The sequence below is a fragment of the Oceaniferula flava genome, assembly GCF_016811075.1.
Classification (GTDB): Bacteria; Verrucomicrobiota; Verrucomicrobiia; order Verrucomicrobiales; family Akkermansiaceae; genus Oceaniferula; species Oceaniferula flava.
Genome location: NZ_JAFBGL010000009.1, coordinates 150,837 through 172,404, shown reverse-complemented (window position 1 = coordinate 172,404; position 21,568 = coordinate 150,837). Strand labels below are relative to the sequence as shown.

General features: G+C 56.8%; 13 protein-coding genes. 9 read left to right on the top strand and 4 right to left on the bottom strand.

Translation table 11 applies throughout. The annotated features are described in order from the left end of the window. Positions 1 to 116 precede the first annotated feature (116 nt). From JO972_RS13700 to JO972_RS13685, 4 genes are all read left to right on the top strand, one after another. Positions 117 to 8,414 (top strand): tetratricopeptide repeat protein, encoded by an 8,298-nt coding sequence (locus JO972_RS13700; RefSeq protein WP_309490634.1) that lies wholly within the window; start codon positions 117 to 119, stop codon positions 8,412 to 8,414. An 881-nt stretch (positions 8,415 to 9,295) separates the two neighbouring features. After that, positions 9,296 to 9,688 carry a helix-turn-helix domain-containing protein gene (locus JO972_RS13695; protein WP_309490633.1) on the top strand — a complete coding sequence of 131 codons (393 nt, stop codon included), beginning with the start codon at positions 9,296 to 9,298 and terminating at the stop codon, positions 9,686 to 9,688. Between the two features lie 3 nt (positions 9,689 to 9,691). Then, positions 9,692 to 10,987 (top strand): type II toxin-antitoxin system HipA family toxin, encoded by a 1,296-nt coding sequence (locus JO972_RS13690; protein ID WP_309490632.1) that lies wholly within the window; start codon positions 9,692 to 9,694, stop codon positions 10,985 to 10,987. 11 nt (positions 10,988 to 10,998) lie between these two features. After that, positions 10,999 to 11,691 carry an NAD-dependent deacylase gene (locus tag JO972_RS13685; RefSeq protein WP_309490631.1) on the top strand — a complete coding sequence of 231 codons (693 nt, stop codon included), beginning with the start codon at positions 10,999 to 11,001 and terminating at the stop codon, positions 11,689 to 11,691. 81 nt (positions 11,692 to 11,772) lie between these two features. Here the strand turns inward: JO972_RS13685 and JO972_RS13680 are convergent, their stop codons facing one another. The 4 genes from JO972_RS13680 to JO972_RS13665 form a co-directional block, all read right to left on the bottom strand. Then, on the bottom strand, positions 11,773 to 12,294 hold the full coding sequence (locus JO972_RS13680; RefSeq protein ID WP_309490630.1) for a rhodanese-like domain-containing protein: 522 nt from the start codon (positions 12,292 to 12,294) through the stop codon (positions 11,773 to 11,775). A gap of 127 nt (positions 12,295 to 12,421) precedes the next feature. Beyond that, complete coding sequence (gene dnaN, locus JO972_RS13675) at positions 12,422 to 13,519, bottom strand: DNA polymerase III subunit beta (protein ID WP_309490629.1); 1,098 nt, start codon at positions 13,517 to 13,519, stop codon at positions 12,422 to 12,424. 314 nt (positions 13,520 to 13,833) lie between these two features. Beyond that, entirely contained in the window at positions 13,834 to 15,369 is a 1,536-nt protein-coding gene (dnaA, locus tag JO972_RS13670; protein ID WP_309490628.1) for a chromosomal replication initiator protein DnaA, read from the bottom strand. Positions 15,370 to 15,708: 339 nt separating this feature from the next. Beyond that, a complete protein-coding gene (locus tag JO972_RS13665) occupies positions 15,709 to 17,280 on the bottom strand; it encodes a sodium:solute symporter family transporter (RefSeq protein WP_309490627.1) in 1,572 nt (523 codons plus the stop codon). A 52-nt stretch (positions 17,281 to 17,332) separates the two neighbouring features. On the opposite strand from JO972_RS13665, the gene kdsB reads away from it, so the two are divergent. The 5 genes from kdsB to JO972_RS13640 are packed head-to-tail and all read left to right on the top strand — an operon-like array spanning position 17,333 to position 21,567. Next, complete coding sequence (kdsB, locus tag JO972_RS13660; RefSeq protein ID WP_309490626.1) at positions 17,333 to 18,148, top strand: 3-deoxy-manno-octulosonate cytidylyltransferase; 816 nt, start codon at positions 17,333 to 17,335, stop codon at positions 18,146 to 18,148. A gap of 31 nt (positions 18,149 to 18,179) precedes the next feature. Next, a complete protein-coding gene (gene pyrG / locus JO972_RS13655) occupies positions 18,180 to 19,799 on the top strand; it encodes a CTP synthase (protein WP_309490625.1) in 1,620 nt (539 codons plus the stop codon). Between the two features lie 27 nt (positions 19,800 to 19,826). Further along, on the top strand, positions 19,827 to 20,282 hold the full coding sequence (locus JO972_RS13650; RefSeq protein WP_309490624.1) for a RidA family protein: 456 nt from the start codon (positions 19,827 to 19,829) through the stop codon (positions 20,280 to 20,282). A 13-nt stretch (positions 20,283 to 20,295) separates the two neighbouring features. Further along, positions 20,296 to 20,943 carry a DUF4190 domain-containing protein gene (locus tag JO972_RS13645; RefSeq protein WP_309490623.1) on the top strand — a complete coding sequence of 216 codons (648 nt, stop codon included), beginning with the start codon at positions 20,296 to 20,298 and terminating at the stop codon, positions 20,941 to 20,943. Positions 20,944 to 20,976: 33 nt separating this feature from the next. Next, complete coding sequence (locus JO972_RS13640; RefSeq protein WP_309490622.1) at positions 20,977 to 21,567, top strand: DUF4190 domain-containing protein; 591 nt, start codon at positions 20,977 to 20,979, stop codon at positions 21,565 to 21,567. The last annotated feature ends 1 nt before the right edge of the window (position 21,568 follow it).

Here is a 21,568-nt window from a genome sequence, read left to right as displayed (position 1 = left end):
AAATCCCGTCTGGCTGTCGTCCACCCTCATCTTTTACATAGGATTTACACAAAAACCTCTCGGCATGAGCCTAATATCTCGGCATCGTCATGCTCAAGCTAACCCCACCACGCCTTATGAAAACCATCTTTTTCGGTCTGACCTCCCTGCTGCTCAGCGTCTGCCCTCTCCTTGCCCAGGCAGCGGATGCCGCCGAGCGGATACGGGCTAAACAATACCCCGCTGCGCTGAAAATTCTCAACGGTGACCTCGCTGCCATGGCCAAGCAGGACGCCAACTTCACCGAAGACCAGTTGATGCTTCTGAAAGCGCGCGCTCTGCATCTCGATAAAAAACACGCCGATGCCGAAAATGTCTGCGATGCGTTGAAGCAAAAGTTTCCTGACAGCGACTGGCGCCACAAAGCCTCCTTCCTGAAAGCCCACAGCCTCGCCGCCCGCGGTCAATACCAGGCCGCACTGGCGATTTACGAGGCGGAGAGCGGTCGGCTTTTCTCCGAAAAGCGCAAGGACGAGGTCGCCAAGAGCCTGTTGGAGTTCGCCGATCTCTTCGCCAAGATCCCAGCGCCCGAGGACCTCGAGGCCCCGAAGCCTGATTTCCAAAAAGCCTACCACCTCTACAAGGAAGTGCTCGACCTACAGTGCTCGCTCAAGCTGCGGGAGCTGGCGCACTATTCGATGATCCGGATGGCGGGCCACCTGCAACAGTGGCCGACAGTGGTGAAGGATGCCGTTTCCTACCTCCAAGTCTTCGATCCCAGCTGGCGCGGCGAGATGCAGAATCAGCAGCGACTCACCTTTCAGAAAAACACCAGCTCCAAGGAGCCCGGCGAGCATCGCTCCGAGGTGCGTTATCGCATGGCCGAGGCCTTGCACCGCAGCAATCAACGCCCGCTCGCCGTCCGCTACCTCGATGAGCTGCTGAGCATGATGGAAAAAGGAGAGCTGGAATCCAGCCCCGGCCTCACCGCCGATGCCGCTTGGCTGAAGCTGATGGCTATGCGTGCGCAGGGAGGCCGCAGCAGCGACGTCGAGCTCTGGGTGGAAACGGCGAAGGAGTATTTGCAAAAGCACCCGCGGCATCTGCACGCCAACTCGACCGCATTCATGATTCCCTCGATGCTCGCCAGCCACGGCAAGCCGGAACAAGCGATCAGCGCCTATCAGGATCTCTTGAAAAACCCGGTCACGGTGGCTGAAAATCCGGTCACGCTGGAAAAGGAAAGCCGTGACGCATTTCTCAAACGTCAGGAAAATGCCGCCCGGAAACGTGAAGAAGCCAGCTATCAGATCGGGCAACTTCACCTGCAGCTGCACCAGTTCGATCAAGCACGCCAAGCGTGGAACCAAACCACGGTGGACTTCCCCAATGGCACTCGCTGGGCCGATAGCCAGAAGGGACTGGTGACCATCGATTACACCGAGGCACTGCAAGCCATCCGCCAGACCCACCAAGCCGACGACCCACCGGCGGCCGCCGAGAAAGCCACCGCCCTGCTGCAGTCGTTTCTGACCAAGCACCCACTGTCCGAGCACGCACCGCAGGTTCTTTTTCTGTTAGGACGCATCCCCCACCAGCTCGCCATCGAGATGGACGAGGAGAAAAACCTCACTCCGGAACAGCGCGAGGCCCAGGTTGCCTTATTTAAAAAATCGATCGCCGTCTGGGACGAGCTGCTCTCGAAGTATCCCAAAACCCAACACGCCACCGACGCCCGCGAACTGATCGGCCTGATCTACGAACAACGCTTGGGCGATCTTGAAAAAGCGCTCACGATCTACCGCCAAACCAAGAGCCCCATGGCGGCGCAACGTCGACAGCTGCTCACCTCGAAGCGCTTGATCGCCTCCAGCCCGAAAGTCTTCCGCACAGACGAAGACCCGACCGTTTCCCTCAGCCTGCGCAACGTTGAGAAGGTCACCATCCGACAGTATTGGCTCGATCTCGAATCCTACTTCCGCAAGGCCCGCAAGCTGGGCAACATCAGCGAGCTCGATGTCGATCTGGTCGAGCCGGACAAGCAGTGGGACGTCGCCATCGATGGCTTCAAGAAATACATCCCCATCGAGAAACAAATCCCCGTCCCCTTCGAGCCGAACAAGCCAGGCGTCTGCGTGGTGAAAGTCGAAGGCGAAGGTTTTCTCTCCACCACCGTGATCGTCCGCAGCGACATCGATATCGCGGTACGCTCCAGCAAGGATGAGCTGCTCGCCTTTGCCACCAACTGGCGCCGTGAGGGAGCGCCCACCGCCGGGGTGAAACTGCTCGTGGCCGATGGCGGCAAGATCGTCGCCACGGGTGAAACCGGAGCCGATGGCGTGCTGCATTTGAAATCGGAGAAGCTCGCGGAAATCAACGACCTGCGCGTGCTGGCTCTGTCCAGCGCCGGTGCCGCAACCTGCGATCTCGACCTCAGCCGACTCGTGCCCGTCCCCATATTGTTAGAACGTGCTTGGTTCAACACCCCGCAGCAATGGTATCGCCCCGGCGAAAGCGTGCAGCTCTCCGGCCTGCTCCGCACTCCTGCGAACGGACTCTATCAGATCCCCGCCAAGGAGCACCGACAGTGGACGTTGCGTTGTGTCGATATGAACGGAGGAAAACTCATCCACCAGACGGCCATCACCCTCAATGATCACGGTAGCTTCAGCACCAGCTTCACCATCCCCAAGGGGCTGAGTCAGGCCCGGATCACCGCTACCCTGAGTCGGACCGAGGGCGATAAGAGTCTCGATTTCCACACCCTGATCACGGTGAAAAACCAGCCGCGCAATCGGGTGGTTCTTTCCTTGGACTTTCCCAAAACATGGACCGCACTCGGCGAGAAAGTCACCGGCACAGTGACCGCCAAATACCACTGGGGAGCGCCCGTGGCGGACCGCGAAGTAACCGTCAAGCTGCCTAACAACCTTAAACTAAAAACCACCACCAATGCCGAGGGCGTAGCGACCTTTGATTACGACACCAGCCTGCTGGCCTCCGGCAGCGTTGCCAGCTTCAGCGTGAGCATGCCGTCGGAATCGGCGAATCTGGTGCGGAAGATCATTGATATCGACCCCTTGGGTTTCGGCATCGAGGCCGAGCTCTCACACGCCACCATCGCCTCCGGCGAAGCCTTCGAAGTGATTGCCAAAACCTTGCTACCCGATGGCAAAGCGGCGACCCGTGAAATCACCCTGGAAGTGGTGAAACAGGAGGTCAAAAAGGCCGACCCCATCCTCGGTCGCGATACGCCAGCAGAGCTCCCCAACGCCGTGCAATCACGCCAGGTCATTCCCGCCACTCCAATGCGCGAAACAATCGTGCAGACTCACACCCTGACCACCGATGCCGAAACCGGCCTCGCCAAGCAGGCCATCACCCTCGATGAAGGTGGTCGCTTTATCCTCCGAATCCGAGGCAAGGACGCGCGTGGTCGATTGGTTTATGCCGAGTCGTTCATCGAAATCTACGGCGAGGACAGCCAGCAGAAAATCCGTCTGTTAGTGGATAAAAACAAACTCCACAGCGGCGGTGAGGCGAAGATCGATGCCTGGTCGCGGCTCGACTCCCCCACCCACGCCTTGCTCAGCATTGAGGCGGATAAGTTGGTGGAATATCGGGTGGTGAAACTCGCCCCCGGCAAGACTCCGATCACCCTGAAGCTGAACGAACGTCACGCTCCTGTCTTTCGGGCGGCGATGATGGCCATGCACCAGCGCAAGTTCTACTCCAGCGATGAAATCCTGCCGGTGGACCGAGAGCTGAAAGTCGTCACGCAAATCGAGGGGCTCGATGCCGACAACACCATCGCACCCGGCGGCAAGCTGAAGGTGAACGTCAAAGTGCTGGACGGCAATGACCAGCCGCAGGACGCGGAGGTTTCCCTTTCCCTGATCGATCAACGCGACGCCCACAGCGCGATCAATCACCAAGACTTCAGCCGCAGTCAGCGACTGCCTAATTTCGCCATGGGAACCAGCTGCGGACTCCGTCATCAAGGCTCGCAGAAGGCGGTTGATATGGTCGCCCGCGCCGAGGAACGACGTGCCATGAACATGGCGAACCGACCCCTCGCACGGCAAAACACAGCACTCTCCCAGCATCATGCGCAAGCGGTGCAGCAAGTCCGCAAGCAGCTCTACATGGGCGAAGGCTATTTCAATCTCGGCCAATACGATCAGGCCACCGCCATGTTCCAAAGCGTGTTGAAGGTAGACAAATACAACAAAGCCGCACGGCGCTGGCTCGAACGCATCGCCTCCACACAATCCGACTACTACCGCTCCGCCTACGATCAGACCCGCGCCCAACTTCTCAGCCAAGTGGAACGAGCATGGGAAGTCGCCGGGGAAAGCCAAAGAGCAGACGCATTCGGCGGAGGCAGTGGCGGGGGTGCTAATGGCGGGAACATCCAGAGAGCTCGCCCTGCCAGCAACATCGCAACCGGCGGCCTGCGCTCAGGTGATTTTGCCTTCTCGCAAAATAACATCGATGCCATTCTCAACAATCCCAACAGAAACAGCATCGACGCCGAGCTGGACAACCGCAATGGCCGAGGATTTTCCAACAATTCATACAATGCCAACTGGAAGACCTACAATTACCGCCTCGCTGGCAAAGAGCAGCAAGGAGTAGCCGACGGCTACATCGCAGCCCCCTCACTGCTCACTCTCAGCCATCACAGCCACCAGCCTACGTTGATCTGGGCGATGGCGCAGCAGGCCATCCCCAAGAGCGGTCGGGACTTGGAGATCCCCCTGCCTGAAACATCCGGCTCATGGAAACTTCTCAGCCACGCATCCACTGCCGGTGGTGTGCTGGGGCAGAAAGTAGATACCTTGCACACGCGTCTCCCCTACGATCTCCACCTGAACCACCCCTCCGTGCTGATCGAGGGAGACCAGCTCGCACCCGAGATCGTGCTCACGCGTCGTAACACCGATGCCGCGGAAAGCATCACCCTGAACCTCAGAGTCAAGGCCGGCACCAAGCGGCTGATGCAGACGAAACATACCCTGAATTTCGCCGCCGGAGAGTCCACCCAGCGGATTTCACCCAAGGCGATCGAGGTTCCCAAGGCACCGACCTTGGATTTCCTCCTCACTGGCGAGAACAAGCTGAGAATCGCTCGCCAAGTCACCATTCGCCCATGGGGGCTGCCGGTGGCGGATCGGGCAAGTGCGGTGCTCAAAGCCGGAAAACAAAGCCTCACACTGAAGCTCCCCGCCAAGGTGCGACAGCAGGAGCTGAAGTTGCAGATTCTCCCCGGCATGCACACGGCCCTGCGCCAGCTGGCCCTCGCGCCCCAAGCATCGTGGTGCGGCACCCGTATCCCTTTCCGCCAATCTCACGCGTCCGGTAAGCTCCTCGCCGTGGCCGCAGTGATCAGCTACCACCGCGATCGTGGTCTGCCCGATGCCCAGATGGCCGATCTGATAACCCGCGCCAACCAGCTCGCCGCAGAACTCGCCGTGACGAAGAATAAGGACGGTAGCTGGCCGGCGGTGAAAGGTCGCAGCGCTGGCGATCTCGACCACAGCGCCATGGCCTTCGAAGCCCTGACTCTGGCGAAAAAACTCCAACTCACCGTGGATCAACCGACGCTGACCACGGCTCGCCTGTGGCTGGAGAAACAGCAATCGAGCATTGCCTCCAGCGATGTCGATGCCCGGGCCACGGTGCAATACGCCCTGTCCTGCGCAGACGCCGCCGATTTCTCCACCTGCAACCGCCTGTTCCGTGAACGTGGCAAGTTGGGCGATGTCGGCAAGGCGCTGTTAGCCGCCGCCTTTGTCAATCTGGACCGTCCCGACACCGCCAAGACCCTACTCGCCGCCATGGCCGGAAAAGACAAGTGGCAGAGCAAAAGCACCCGCATCCTCGCCACGGAAACCTTCGTCGCCGCCCGTGCTCTCAGTGCCGCGGTCGCCGTCCAGCCGAAGTCGGCACTCACTACCACGCTGCGTGATGTGGTGCTGATGAACTCCGGCGCAGATGGCTTCACCTCGGACCTCGATCGAGGCGCGGCACTGGTCACTTTGGCAAAATTCGAACAGCAAGCCGACCCTGCCGACGCCCGAGTCAGCATCAGCTTGAATGGTAAAAAACTCGCAGAGATCAACACCGATCAACCGAAGGAAATGGCCAACATCACGGTCGATTCCAAGTTATTGGTCGAGGGAGAGAACACGCTGTCCTTTGCCATGGAAGGAACTGGCCGACTCGTTGCCGGAGCCACCATCACCGGATTTGCCCCACTGCCGGAGGAACACAAGATCGATCCCAACTTCGAAATCACCCGCCATCGCTACGCCCGTGAAGGACTCAGTTTCCAAGGCAAACCCCTGAGAGCCCGCGGCACCTCACCGGCCAAAACTGTGAACCAGGGTGAGCGTGTGAGAGTGGATTTGTTTGTCCACCATCAGCGCAACAACGAGCGTGAAGTGGTGGTCATCGAGCGCATTCCGGCTGGCTTTGTTTATGAAAAAGGCAGCCTGAGCGGTCAGCACAGCGGTGCTAGAGTCGAGAACGATCACTTGGTGGTCACCTTTGACGGTCGGGTCAAACATCGTTTCATTTCTTACAACATCATCGCCCGTCACCCCGGCATCTGGCGTCAGCCCCCCACCCTGATGCTGCCGCTTCGGAACCCGGCCGATGGCGTGCACGGAAAACCCGGCAGCCTCACAGTGATCGGACCGAAGGAGAAAAACCCGGACGTTTATGTCAAAAACTACTCCGAGCGCAGTGAACTCGCCAAGCTGCACTTCGAACAGAACAAGTTCCCCGCCGCCCGCGCCGAGATCATGGCCATCCGCAAGGAGCGGCCGGATTGGGAAAATGTCGAGAACTCACGGATGCTGCTGTGGATCGAGACCGCCAGCTATCAGCCGGACGCCCGTCTGCTGGTGGAGTCGTTTGAAATCCTCAACGAGCGCTCACCGGACTTGGTGATCCCCTTCGAGAAAATCCTGAAAGTCGGCAAGGCTTATCAGCAGCTGAAGGAATTTGAGCGAGGCCTCGAGGTGTTCACCGCCACCATCGAAGCCGGATTTGCCAAGGACACCTATGTGGGGGTGGCTCTGGAGGATCAGGGTCGCTTTCTGGATGCGGTCGATTACCAAAAGCAACTCTGGCGGCTCTACCCCGACGAAGGCGCCATCGCCAATGCCTGGTTCGCCCTTGCCCAGCAGCTGTTCCAGATGGCACCGAAAGCCACCAGCATGCAGCCGCGCCGAGGCACGGAGAAAGCTCCCACCGAGCTGCAGCTCATCGAAGAGTCCGGCGATATTCTGAACTCCTTCCTGCTGGCCACACCCGATAGCCCGCTGGCGGACGATGCCGCGTTCACCCTGGCCAACGTGCTGTTCTCGCTGAAGCAGTTCAAAGGAGTCGTCGAGCACGCCCACGCCTGTGTCGACCGCTATCCGAAGAGCAAACACGCCGGCAGTTTCCGCTACATGGAAGCGCTCGGTAGTTTCTGGCTGCGCGACTACGATGCCGCGCTGAAAGCAGCCTCCGAAGTGGCTCAGGGATCGTCTGAAGACAAAAATCTCGCCGCCTACATCACCGCCCAGATTTACCACGCCAAAGGTCAGCCGCTCGAGGCCGCCCGGTGGTATGAGCGCGTCAAGGGCATCTATCCGGACGCTCAGGAATCGATCGCGTATTTCGAGCAAAAAAGCGTGCGTCTCGATGAAGCCAAGCTCCTCAAAAGCGGTGAAAAAGCCGAGATCAAGCTGCACTACCGCAACATCAAAGAGGCCCACCTGCAGATTTACCGGGTCGATCTGATGAAGCTCTACCTGCGTGAAAAAAGCCTCAGTAATGTCGCCAACGTCAACCTCGCCGGCATCGCGCCGAAACACGAGATGACCATTCAGCTGGGCGACGGCCAGGATTTCCAAGACCGCGAAAAGCGGGTCACCCTGCCGGTGAAAGACGATGGTGCCTACCTGGTGATCTGCCGTGGCGACTACCTCTACACCTCCGGCCTGGTGCTTATCACCTCGCTGAAAATGGAGGTGCAGGAGAACCTCGCCGCCCGCTCCCTGCGGGTCAACATCAGCGATCAAGGCAGCGGCAAATACCTCGATAACGTGCACGTCAAAGCCATCGGTGTGCGCGACAGCAAGTTCAAATCCGGCGAGACCGACCTGCGAGGCATCTGGAAAGCCGAAAATATCACCAGTCGCCCCACCGTGATCGCCCGCGATGAACAAGGCCGCTACGCCTTCTACCGCAGTCAGGCGAACTACAGTCCCGTCGCCGCAAGGCAAAACGCCCTACCAGCCCCAAAAGCCAAACCTGACTTCAAGGGCAACCTGATGAAAAAGCAGCAGCAGCTAAACAAAGACAACGCCAGCCAATACGAACAACTCCGCCGCAGCAAAGGCAAAGGCGTGAAAGCCAAGGAAGCGATTAAGAAATAAACCAGGTGCCACCAAATGGATCACCACGGGCCAAGACACACCATCAACGTTTAGCCTGCCACGGTAGGGATGATTGGCCTCAATCATCCGGATCGGAGCCATTGACCTTCCGGACGCCTGAACATTCGGCTAATGGCGTTGATCCACCCGTTTGATCAGCGGATACGTGAATGTCGCCGCCCGGCGGAATGAGGCCATTCCGCCCTACCGCATGCCATCGCCCGTGACCGAGCACGGTAGGGATGATTGGCCTCAATCATCCGGACCGAAGCCATTGACCTTCCGGACGCCTGAACGTTCGGCTAATGGCGTTGATCCACCCGTTTGATCGGCGGATACGTGAATGCCACCGCCCGGCGGAATGAGGCCATTCCGCCCTACCGCATGCCATCCACCGTGCCCCGGCACGGTAGGGATGATTGGCCTCAATCATCCGGACTGAAGCCATTGACCTTCCGGTCGCCTGAACATGCAACCAATGGCGTTGATCCACCCGTTTGACCGGCAGATGCGTGAATGTCGCCGCCGGCGGAATGAGGCCATTCCGCCCTACCGCATGCCATCCCCCGTGACCCAGCACGGTAGGGATGATTGGCCTCAATCATCCGGATCGAAGCCATTGACCTTCCGGACACCTGAACATGCAGCCAATGACGTTGATCCACCCGTTTGATCGGCGGATACGTGAATGCCGTAGCCCGGCGGAATGAGGCCATTCCGCCCTACCAAACACCACCATATCGTCATATTTGACGAAATGACTCTATTCTATCCTGTAATTCGTCAAATTTGACCACATTAAAACCATACCTTAAACGAATATTATTGCTATTTGCCGTTTTTGACGATTTAATGTATTCAAACACGATTTATCGGCACTTATGACGACTAATAATGACAATAACCTGTTAACAGACGATGCCGTCATGGCGTTGCTGGGTGAGCGGGCCAAGCAGCTTCGGCTGAGGAAAAACCTGACGCAGACCCAACTGGCGAAGCAATCGGGGGTAGCCAAACGCACCATTGAACGCTTTGAAAATGGGGCCTCGGTCCAGCTGACCAGCTTCATGCGCGTGCTGCGTGCGCTGGGGCAATTGACCCCACTGATGGAGCTCATCCCTGAATATGAAGCCACTCCCATGGAGATGCTGATGAGAGAAAAAAAAGGCAGCTACAATCCCAAAAAACGCCTTCGAGCATCGAGCAAAAAGACCGCCCCGAACGAGAACAAAGAAACCCCATGGCAATGGGGCGCCCCCCCCACTGACCACTGACTCATGAGCCTCATTGCAGAAATCAAACTTTGGAACCGCACCATTGGCGCGGCGAGCCTGGACGATCGTGGTGTCTGCGCCTTCGAATATGCTGCGGATTTCCAAGACAGCGGCATCGAGGTCGCTCCGCTGGTGATGCCTCTATCCGCAGAGGTCTACCGATTCCCAGAGCTCTCCCCTGCCACGTTTTACGGATTGCCTGGATTGCTGGCCGATTCGTTACCGGATAAATTCGGTAACGCACTGATCGACGCCTGGTTGGCCACACAAGGTCGGACTCCTGATTCGTTTAACGTCATCGAGCGTCTGTGCTATACCGGTCGGCGCGGCATGGGAGCGCTGGAGTTCGAGCCAGCGAGCAATCCGGTGTCGCAGAACAGCCAGGCCCTGCAAATGGACCAGCTGGTGGCCTTGGCCTCGGAGGTTTTGAGTCATCGCGATCATTTGCAGACCCAATTTGGCGAAGATGACGCAGCAGCCTTGGGCGATATTCTCAAAGTGGGCACCTCGGCAGGTGGCGCGCGGGCCAAGGCGGTGATCGCGTGGAATCCGCTGACCAATGAGGTGAGGTCAGGCCAGATCGATCCTGCGTCCGGTTTCGAACACTGGCTGCTGAAGTTTGACGGTGTGGCATCGAACCGCGACAAAGAACTCAACGATCCCAAAGGCTTCACTGCCACCGAATACGCCTACGCCCAGATGGCCACCACGGCGGGAATCACTATGATGCCGTGTCGGTTGCTAGAGGAAAATGACCGTCGGCATTTTCTCACCAAACGCTTTGACCGGGCGGAAGATGGCCGAAAAATCCACATGCAGAGCCTCTGTGCCATGGCGCACTACGATTTCAACATGGCGGGGCATCATTCCTACGAGCAATGTTTTCTGGTGATGCGCCAGCTGGGATTGACCATGGAGGAAATCGAGCAGCAATTCCGCAGAATGGCGTTCAACATCGTCGCCAGGAACCAGGATGATCACGTCAAGAACATCGCCTTTCTCATGGACCAACGTGGAAAATGGATCCTCTCCCCCGCCTACGACATCACCTACAGCTACAACCCCACAGGCCGCTGGACCTCCAGCCACCAGATGAGCATGAATGGCAAACAGGAGTATTTTTCCATGGAGGACTTCAAGGAGTGCGCTAAGGTCGCGGTGATGAAACGAGGACGTGCTGAGACGATTGTGCATGAAGTGATCGAAGTGGTCAGTCGCTGGCCTATGTTCGCCAGTGACGCGGGGATCGACCGTGCCTGGAGCGCAGAAATTGCGCAGAAACACCGCCTGCATTTTTAAGTCGAGCCACGATGAATCAAGAGATTTTCATCCTCACCGGCGCCGGTATTTCGGCGGAATCCGGACTGAAAACCTTCCGCGATGCCGGAGGTCTCTGGGAAGGCCACAAGGTGGAAGAAGTGGCGACCCCCGGAGCCTTCGCAGTGGACCCTGACCTGGTGCATCATTTTTACAACCAACGCCGCGCCCAACTCCGCGAAGTGGAACCCAATGCCGCGCACAGGGCCTTAGCCGAACTTCAGTCGAAGCTCGGTGATCACCTCACTCTGGTGACCCAGAATGTCGACGATCTGCACGAGCGAGCCGGCTGTCACGATGTCATTCACATGCACGGCGAGCTACTGAAAAAACGCTGCGCCTCCTGTCAGATGATCAGCCCTTGCACAGGCGACCTCACCCACGACTGCACCTGCACCGCTTGCGGCAGCATGGGCCGGATGCGACCTCACATCGTCTGGTTTGGAGAAATGCCACTGTGCATGGAGGAAATTCAGGCCAAGCTGATTGCGGCGGACGTGTTCATCGCGATCGGCACATCAGGCGTGGTCTATCCGGCAGCTGGATTTGCCGAGGTGGCGAAGAACCACGGGGCGAAGACGATTGAGATCAATCTGGAAGGCACCGAGCAGTCGCCTCTTTTTGACGAGCACCTCATTGGCAAGGCCAGTGAGACAGTGCCGGATTTTGTGAAGCGCTTCTCTTAATTACGAATTGGGCGAATTTTGCTGAGGTTGATTATTTTTTTTGGAACCACGGAAAGGACGGAATTCACGGAAGGTGGTTGATTACTCGAGGCCGGCCTGTTTCCAACCTTCCCAGCCGTCGCGGTAGATGGAGGTGGAGTAGCCTAGTTTCGAGAGGCGGACGGCGGTGCTGTGGGCATCCGGACAGTTGGAGTTTTGGCAGTAGAGAATGATGAGTTTTCCTGCCTTGATAGCGGCATCAAGCTGCGGGCGTTTTTCGGCGATGATTTTATCATACTTGATCAGCGGCATGCTTTCGGCGCCATCGATGTGGCCGAGGCGATAGAACAGAGGAGGCCGGACATCGTAGACCACGGCCGTTCCGGCTGCCTTCATGCTGAACAACTGGTCGATGGCAATGCTCGTCACCGCTCCAGGTTTGACGGGTTTTTGAGTCTTCGGCACGGCCACGACCGGTTTGGCGACTTCACTTCGAACGGGGGCAGTTTTCACCGGCGTAGTAGCTGTCGCCAGAGATGGGCTGGCGGGCGTGGTGGAGTCGGAACAAGCAGCAAGCCAGAGAGTGGCCGCCGCCAGGGTGAGCGTGGAAAGAGCTGTGTGCATGGCTTGAAGTTGAATGACAAGCCTAGCAATGAACAGGCCTTTTCATCGAAAAACATCAGCGGAAAGACAAAAAAACCTCGCTGGCCATGATCGGCCAACGAGGTGGATGGGAAAATGGTCGAGACCCTTAGGCACTCACGCGCATGGGCATGATGACATAGAGGAACGAGCTGTCGATGCGGATCACACCGGGGCTCATGCCGTCGATCAGGTCGAGGTAGACACTTTCTTCGCCGAGGTTTTTCAGCGGCGCCATGAGAAACTCCGGGTTGAAGGCGATGGCGAACTCGTCACCATCGTAGTCGGCCACGATGGGTTCTTTCGCTTCACCGATGTCTTTCGAGTTAGCCTGCACGTCGATGCTGCCCTTGCTGAAGGTCAGCTTCACGGAGTTCGAGCTTTCGGAAGTCAGCAGTGAGATACGGCGGACGGTGTTGAGGAACTCTTCGCGGTTGATGGTGATGCGCTCTTTGCGCTCGCCGGGGATCACCTGCTTGTAGTTTGGGTAGTTGCCCTCGATGAGTTTGCTGACGATGATGCTGTCGCCGATTTCAAAGGAAATCTGATTGCCGCTGAGGCGAACCAAAGCGTCCCCTTCACCGCCGAGCATGCGTTGCAGCTCACCCACGGCCTTGGATGGCACGATGATATCGGTCTCGTTGCTGGCCGGGTATTCCAGTTCGTTTTCCACCATGGCCAGACGACGACCATCGGTGGCGACGAAGGTCATTTTCCCTTCGCGGAAAGAAACGTAGATACCGTTCAGCACGTAGCGGGTTTCATCGGTGGAGATGGCGTAGGAAGTTTTCTTAATCGCATCGTGCAGCACACTCTGGGCGATCTTGAACTCGGTGGAGTCCTCGAATTTAGGAAGCGGCGGGAACTCGTCTTCACCCAGACCGATGATTTTGAAGAAACTAGGACCACACTTGATCGATGCGTGGTTCTTGCCGTCCACGGAAACTTCCACTTCGCTGGCTGGCAGCTCACGAATAATGCTCACCAGACGTTTTACGGGCAGCGTGGTGGTGCCTTCTTTTTCAATGTTCGCTTCCACGCTACCGCTGACACCCACATCAAGATCGGTGGTGGTAAGCTTCAACTTGCCATCTGCGGCTTCGATAAGGACGTTAGAAAGGATGGGTAATGTGGCCCGGTTACTGACGACGTGTTGCACTTGTTGCAGAGCATCGAGGAACGCTTCCTTGCTGATTGAGAATTTCATATGAGATGTGGGATGGCTTATAAGGGAGGACGGTTAGATAGGGCATCTGGGGGGACGCTCTAAGCGATGTGTGTTGTTGTGATGTATGGAATTTCGATGAACGCCGTCCTATATAGTGGTCAGCTGTTCGAATCTTCATTTCAAGATCGAGATGACTTTGGAGGATTCTCGCTCCATGGCAAGCATTCATTAACAATTCCAGAGCATTTTTCAGTACACAATTCCTCCTCTGCACGACAAAGCCTGTCGTGCTCGTTCTCCCTCAATCGCCCCGCCCGCCATCGCTCGCAGGGCTTGCTCTGCTGAAGCTCTGGCTATTTCCGCTTCAGCACCGTGGTCAAGATATCCACAGCATCACGCACCATAGGCTCATCCGTCACACGCTCCTGAACCTTGCGGCAGGCGTAGATAACAGTGCCGTGATCCCGACCACCAAAGGCCTCGCCAATTTCCACCAGAGAGCACTGTGTTAGACTCCGACTCAGATACATCGCGATCTGACGAGGAAAGGCAATATTGGTAGGACGGCGACGGCTGGTCATATCGGCCACTCGCAGATCGAAATGTTCGCTAACTGCTTTTTGAATGGAATCGATCGTGACCCGCTTCTGACCCTCCTCACGAAGAATGTCCTTCAGCAAAAACTCAGTGCGCTCGATGGTGATCTGCTCGGTTCCGAGAGAGGCGTAGGTCGCGATGCGAACCAAACCACCTTCAAGACGGCGCACGTTGCTCTGGATCCGTTCGGCCAGCATATTGAGAATATCGTCCCCCAGTTTCACATCCCAGTCCTCCATCTTGCGACGCAGAATCGCGAGTCGGGTTTCGATCCCGGGAGGCTGCAGCTCCACAGTTAGGCCACTTTCAAATCGGGAAACCAAACGTGGCTCGACATTTTTCAACTCCGAAGCGGGGCGGTCTGAGGTCAACACCACCTGGCTCTGCAAATCGAGAAGCTCGTTGAAGGTGTGGAAGAATTCTTCCTGCGAGCGTTCTTTTCCGGCCAGAAACTGAATGTCATCGATCAGGAGAATATCGGCGCGGCGGTATTTCCGGCGGAACTTCTCGAGGGAGCCCTTGCGCACCATGTCGATGAACTCGTTGGTGAATTTCTCACAGGTGAGATAAACCACTTTCGCACTTGGGTCCTGCTCCATGAGCTTCTGCCCGATGGCTTGCATCAAGTGAGTTTTTCCAAGACCGGAATCACCGTGGATGAAAAGTGGGTTGTAAACGGCCTTGGCTGCGGATGCCACCGCCATGCAGGCCGCGTGAGCAAACTCGTTGTTCTGGCCGACCACAAAGCGATCGAAACTGAACTGTGGGTTCAAGCCCGCCAGTTTCAACTTACGCCCAATGGCAGGCTCATCTTTAACCTTAGCATTTTTCCCGAACTGGATGCTGCTATTTTTGGGTGACGAAGCTGCCACTCCGGAGTTTTTGTTAGACGACTTTGAAACAGCGTTTGATGCGGTTCCATTTTCAGCAGTATCCAAACCATTGTTAGAAGCCGACTCTGTGGTCATGTCATCGACGACAATCTTCACCTTGCAGGGCAATCGTGAGGCTTGGGAAAAGGCTGTTTGAACTTCGGGCAGGTAGTTGGTTTCGATCCACACCTGGTGCATGTCACTAGCCACAGCTAACACTGCTTCCGTTTCGCTGACAGAGGTCAAGCGAGCGGACTCGAACCAACGGTGAAAAGCATCCCCACTCACCAGCTCTTGCAGCAACTCAGAAACCTTATTCCACAGCTTCGGTTCATCGACCATTTCGGTCATCATTTCTCCATTGGTAAGAGCAACATCTCCATCGACGGGGAGATCACGAGCAGCGGCGGTTTTCTTCATAAGTTTGAGAGCAGAAATAAAAAGTTAATACGTTAGCGGTAGCTAGTCTTTCGTCACCGCCTCGCTGGTGCGGTTAGCTGGTGACGTGCAACACGCCCATCAAAGTCCGTTCCGGGCTTTAGCGCAAAACTTTTTAGCATCATCGCCGAGCCACCGAGAAAGATCCCCGTTTCCACAATGGTTCCACACAAAAGTTTTTAAAAACTTGACTCAAAATTTAATAAGCAACGCCAAAATATCGACGTCTATTGCATATACATTGGCCACTTTAGAGCCACAAGCACCCCAAACAGATGAAACCTACAAACCCCCATTCTACGGGGGTTTACGGCGATTCACTTATTTTCTAACAAACAAACCACTGAGCAATCCGCACACCAGAGTCAGACTCGCATTCACAGGGAAAAACCACTCGGATGCGAGGCTAGGTCGGGAGCCGATAACTGCCTCACTCAGATCCTTTAAACCGGCCACATCTAACAGCATTGGCAACTCCGGACGGAACCAAGAGACCAACAAAACCGAAGCCATGGTTCCGATCACCAAACCGACAACATGGCTGCGCAGCGGAATAATGGCGGCGAGCAAAACACCCAGAAGTGGGCCATAGGTGTAAGCCACCATCCCGAAGGCCAGGCCAATCAAATCGCTGTCCGGATTCCGCTGATAGACCACCCACAGGAGCAGCGCCGCAGCGGTCAGAATCACACCCCAGATACAGACCACGATTCGTGACAAACGAACCATTTCCTCCCCCTTCCCTTCTTCTTCTAACCGCTCCCTTCCGTAGATCACGGAGAGGCTGGTCTGACTCAGCGCAGCGAGGATGGAATCGAGACTGGAAATTGCCGCGGCAAAGGCACCGGCGAGGATCAATCCGCTGACACCAGCTGGCACCTCCAGAGTGATCCAAGTGGGGAAGACGTAGTTGGGATTGGCCTTGAAACTTTCGGCCAGCTGCCCGCCAGGAATGTGCACCTGATACCAGGCGAACAGACCCGCCCCCACCGCCAGCATAAGGATGGTGATGAGGATGGACACGCTACTCCAGGCCATGGCCTTGCGGGCGTCCTTAATATTACCGCAGCAGAACATCCGCTGGGTATTCAGTTGGTCCACCCCGAAGGCGGCAAAGTTCTGGAACGGCATGGCCAACAAGGCGACCCACATGGTGTATTTCAAGGTGGGATCTTGGAAGGGCGTGGTGAGATCGATCCAGCGCAACTTGTTCACATGTTCGCCATCGATCACCACCTGGTTCAGCACCGAGATCTGCCCCCAGCCGAGCTGCCCGGCGAGGATACCGAAGGCAAGAAGCCCGCCAAAAATAAACAGGCAGAACTGCATGACATCGGTCCAGATCACTGTCTGCATCCCTCCCATGAAAGTCCAGATCACGGCAACCAGACCAATCACCATGATGCATACACTGACATCCATGCCGGTGACCACTTTCAAAATAATCGCCGTGACCAGCACGCGCACACTCTGCCCGAGGATGGCACCGAGGGAAAATAATCCGGTCACTAGACGGCGAGCCCCCTCACCCAGTCGGTTCCCCATGAAATCATACGGGCTGTAAATTTCCTTCTCGTAATAAAGAGGCACCAGCCAGTAAGCCACGGCCAAGCGCGCGATAATGGAGCCTATGCCCCATTGCAAGTAAGTCCAGTCGCCCGATAGCGCATAGACGCCGCCCGGCACCCCGATGAATGTCAGTGCACTGATTTCGGTGGCGATCATCGATCCGCTCACCGCCCACCACGGGATGGTTTTGCCACCGAGAAAGAAATCTTTAATGCTGGCCTGCTTGCCGGAGAGTTTGTGCCCGAGCCAGGTGGTCAGCAGCATGTAAACCACCACAACAGCCCAGTCCAATAGGGTAAAAAATTCGTGAACCTCTTTCTCCATGAGCGCGGAGGCTAGCAGAGGTGCTCATTCGATCAATCTACAATCCAAAAACTTGAAACAATTTCCAAAAGAGTCTTGTCGTTTCAGCTGGGTCGATCATAACTCACTTCCAGATTTGAGCAACGTGGCTAGTTCTGGAAAACATCATCTTATTGGCATCATCCCAGCTCGCTGGGCCTCGACGCGCTTCCCTGGGAAACCGCTTCATCTGATCGCCGGAAAGCCGCTCGTGCAGCACGTTTGGGAACGCTGCCAGCAATGTTCGATCTTGGACGACGTGGTCATCGCCACCGACGACTCACGCATTGAGGAAGCCGCCAAGTCTTTTGGAGCCAAAGTAGTCATGACCTCCGCCGAGCACCCGACCGGCACCGATCGCATCGCCGAGGCCGCCGCCGCGCTACCCAACGCCACCCACGTGATCAACATTCAAGGCGACGAGCCGCTAATCGATCCGGCACTGATTGACCAGCTGGGCGAATCTTTGCTCGCCGACTCAGGCATCTCAATGGCCACCGCGGCCACCCCCATCACCGACGACGCTCTGATGGACGACCCGAACGTGGTCAAGGTGGTGCTTGCCCACAACGGCGACGCCCTCTATTTCTCCCGCAGCCCGCTGCCCTACCGCCGGTCCGAGAGTCCAGCGCTCCAGCTCTATCGGCACAAAGGGATCTACGCTTACCGACGCGATTTTCTGGAACAATTCGTCACCTGGGAGCCCTCACCGCTAGAGCTTGCGGAATCTCTCGAACAACTCCGCGCGCTGGAAAACAGTGCCCGCATTAAAGTCCTGATCACTGACGACGAATCCCCCGGCGTCGACACCCTCGAACAGGCGCAACAGATCGAAGCCCTGCTGCGCTAACACCACACTCACCTACCACCACTCCACAGCCATGCCTCAGCCTACTAAATACATTTTCGTCACCGGAGGAGTTGTTTCCTCACTCGGTAAGGGACTTGCCGCCGCCTCGCTCGGCACCCTGCTCGAACACCGCGGACTTTCCGTCATCCTGCAGAAGTTTGACCCCTACCTGAATGTGGACCCAGGCACGATGTCGCCCTACCAGCACGGTGAGGTTTACGTGCTCGACGATGGTGCGGAGACCGATCTGGATCTCGGCCACTACGAGCGCTTCACCAACTGCACCCTGACCCGCTTCAACAACCTCACCTCAGGTCAGGTCTTTGAAAACGTCATCCGCAAGGAGCGCAAAGGTGAGTATCTGGGAAAAACCGTGCAGTTCATTCCGCATTGCACCGATGAGATCAAGGCCCGCATCAATGACGTTACCCTGCGCTCAGACGCCGATGTCATCATCACTGAAATCGGTGGCACCGTCGGCGATATCGAAGGCCACCTCTTCCTCGAGGCGCTGCGCCAGTTTTCTCTCGAAGTCGGCCGCGACAACGTTTGCTTCGTCCACGTCACCCTGCTGCCACGCATCCGTGCGGCGGGTGAAATCAAGACCAAGCCGACCCAACAGTCAGTGGCCAAACTGCGCGAGATCGGCATCATGCCGGACATCATCGTCTGCCGCACCGAGCACGATCTCGATGAGGAAAACAAGAAAAAGATCGCCATGTTCTGCAACGTCGAGCCCGGCAATGTGGTGGCCTTCCGCGATGTCGATCACACCATCTACGAGTGCCCGCTGGACCTCCGTCGCGATAAGTTAGACCGCCTCGTCAGCGATAAACTCGGTATCGAATCGGAAACGCCCGACCTCAAGGAGTGGCGCGAATTTGTCGATCGCATCATCAACCCGACCCACGAAGTCAACATCGCGGTGGTCGGGAAATACATCGAGCTTCAGGACGCCTACAAGTCGATCTACGAATCCCTCACCCACGCCGGTGCCGCCCATGATACCCGGATCAACCTCGTGCGGGTGGAAGCCGAGGCCATCGAGGAAGATGGCGCGGTGAAACACCTTTCCGAAGTGAACGGTATCCTCATCCCCGGTGGCTTTGGCGATCGTGGCACCGAAGGCAAGATCCTCACGGCCAAGTTTGCCCGCGAGAACAACATCCCCTACTTCGGCATCTGTCTCGGTATGCAGATCGCCACCATCGAGTTCGCCCGCAACGTCTGCGGTCTCACCACCGCGAACTCCACCGAGTTCGACAAAGACACCGAGCACCCGGTCATCTCCCTACAAGAAGAACAGCAAGGGATCGAAGATCTCGGCGCCACCATGCGACTCGGCGCCAGCGATTCCGTGGTCTACCCCGACACCAAAGCGGCCGAACTCTACGGAGCGGAAACCATCAGCGAGCGCCACCGCCACCGCTACGAGTTCAACCCGAGCTACCGCGAGCAGGTTGAGAATGCCGGCATGAAAATCAGCTCCGTCTCAGCCGATCAAGGGCTGGTGGAAATTGTCGAGATCCCCGAGCACCCGTTTTTCATCGGTGCCCAGTTCCACCCGGAATTCCAATCGAAACCCAATCATCCGCATCCCCTGTTCTCCGGTTTTGTCGCCGCGTCTCTGGCCGCGAAAAACGAAGCCTAACATTTCACTTCTTACTTCACCACGACCATGACGATCGAAGAAAAAATCTCCTCCCTCGGCTACACGCTCCCCGAAGCTCCAGCCCCTGCGGGTTCTTATGTGAACTGCGTTCGCTCCGGCAACCAGCTGTTCCTCGCCGGTGGCATCCCACCGCTGGATGACGACACCTATCTCGGAAAAGTCCCCACCGACACCTCGCTGGAAACTGCTCAGGAGGCGGCCCGTCTGATCACTCTGAACCGCCTCGCGGTGGTGAAAGATGAAATCGGCGATCTCGATAAAGTCGTCCGCATCGTCAACGTCGGTGGCTTTGTCAACTCGGAGCCGGACTTCTATCAGCACCCGGCTGTGATCAATGGCTGCTCGGACCTGTTAGTGGAAATTTTCGGCGACAAGGGCATCCACTCCCGCACAGCACTCGGAGCCGCAGCACTGCCGCTCAATGTCTCCGTGGAGATCAACATGATCGTGGAGGTGGAGTAACCACAGACTCATCATGAGCAACCCACCCCCTCAGCCATACCAGCCCCCAGTCCCCCAACCGACTGAGTCGCGACAGCCGGAAACGTGCCCACTGGCAACGGTCAGTCTGGTCCTCGGTATCTGCGCTTTTTTCACCTGGATCATTACCGGAATCCCCGCCGTGATCTGCGGTCACATGGCCAAGAGCAAGATCAAGAAATCTGGCGGAGCACTCACAGGCTCAGGCAAAGCCACCGCCGGCCTCATCTGCGGCTATGTTTCCTTTGGAATGATCTTCGTCATCGCCTTCTTATCTGCCTTGGCCACTCCGGTGATCATGAAGCAGAAACGTAAAGCGGAACAGGTGCAAACCACCTCAGCAGCGAAGCAGATCTTTCTCCACCTGATCGAATACGATGACGATTATGGGCAATTCCCAGAATCTCTCGAAGCCCTCGCTGCAGCGAATAAGTCTATCGACCTCGACGAGCTTCAACCCCATCGCGGCGAATGGATCTATCACGGCGACACTCTAAGCAACTCGGATAACAGTGGCGCTTTCTTATTATCATGGCAGCAGCAACACACGGATAAGTGGGTAATTCTCCGCATTGATGGCTCCGTTCAGGTTCTGCAGGACGCTTCTTACCAAGCGGCATTGAGATCACAAAACGCACCGTAATTTATGAACGGCCAGCCCCCTCCAGGACCCCACATGCGCCGCACCTCTGGGCTCGCCATTGGCAGCATGGTTTGCGGCATTGTCTCCTTATTCTTTTTTGCGCTCCCCAGCCCCATCGCCATCATTCTCGGGCATGTGGCGAGGTCGAAAATTAAAAAATCGGAGGGCAAACTGGTCGGTAAAAAAATGGCGCTCGCCGGCCTGATCTGCGGTTATGCCAGTCTGCTATTGGTCGCAGCCATCATCACCAGCATGATCGTGAGCCACAACGCCGCTGAGGCCAAGAAGGCAGCGGACATCACCGAGGAAATCCGCCGAGGAAAAGAAATTTACGCACTCGTTATCAAATACGAAACCGACCACGGCAAGTTCCCAGACCGACTAAGCCAACTGGTCACGGAAGGATACGTCGGCTCACTCGATCACCTTCAGCCGCAGGTGGGCGGAAACTGGCTCTATTTCCAAGGGCTCACTTCAGAGTCGTATGAGTCAAAATATTTCATTCGCTCGAACCACTACAAAACCGTGATTTACGTCGATGGCAGCGACGGCGATCGAGACTTGTCCTTCACCCTCGAACCCACCGATTTCCCAGTCGATGGGCACCCCATGATCAAGGAGTAAG

Excerpts from the sequence above, each read along its gene's own strand:
- JO972_RS13700 (WP_309490634.1), top strand. The coding sequence starts at position 117 with ATGAAAACCATCTTTTTCGGTCTGACCTCCCTGCTGCTCAGCGTCTGC.
- JO972_RS13695 (WP_309490633.1), top strand. The coding sequence starts at position 9,296 with ATGACGACTAATAATGACAATAACCTGTTAACAGACGATGCCGTCATG.
- JO972_RS13690 (WP_309490632.1), top strand. The coding sequence starts at position 9,692 with ATGAGCCTCATTGCAGAAATCAAACTTTGGAACCGCACCATTGGCGCG.
- JO972_RS13685 (WP_309490631.1), top strand. The coding sequence starts at position 10,999 with ATGAATCAAGAGATTTTCATCCTCACCGGCGCCGGTATTTCGGCGGAA.
- JO972_RS13680 (WP_309490630.1), bottom strand. The coding sequence starts at position 12,294 with ATGCACACAGCTCTTTCCACGCTCACCCTGGCGGCGGCCACTCTCTGG.
- dnaN (WP_309490629.1), bottom strand. The coding sequence starts at position 13,519 with ATGAAATTCTCAATCAGCAAGGAAGCGTTCCTCGATGCTCTGCAACAA.
- dnaA (WP_309490628.1), bottom strand. The coding sequence starts at position 15,369 with ATGAAGAAAACCGCCGCTGCTCGTGATCTCCCCGTCGATGGAGATGTT.
- JO972_RS13665 (WP_309490627.1), bottom strand. The coding sequence starts at position 17,280 with ATGGAGAAAGAGGTTCACGAATTTTTTACCCTATTGGACTGGGCTGTT.
- pyrG (WP_309490625.1), top strand. The coding sequence starts at position 18,180 with ATGCCTCAGCCTACTAAATACATTTTCGTCACCGGAGGAGTTGTTTCC.
- JO972_RS13650 (WP_309490624.1), top strand. The coding sequence starts at position 19,827 with ATGACGATCGAAGAAAAAATCTCCTCCCTCGGCTACACGCTCCCCGAA.
- JO972_RS13645 (WP_309490623.1), top strand. The coding sequence starts at position 20,296 with ATGAGCAACCCACCCCCTCAGCCATACCAGCCCCCAGTCCCCCAACCG.
- JO972_RS13640 (WP_309490622.1), top strand. The coding sequence starts at position 20,977 with ATGCGCCGCACCTCTGGGCTCGCCATTGGCAGCATGGTTTGCGGCATT.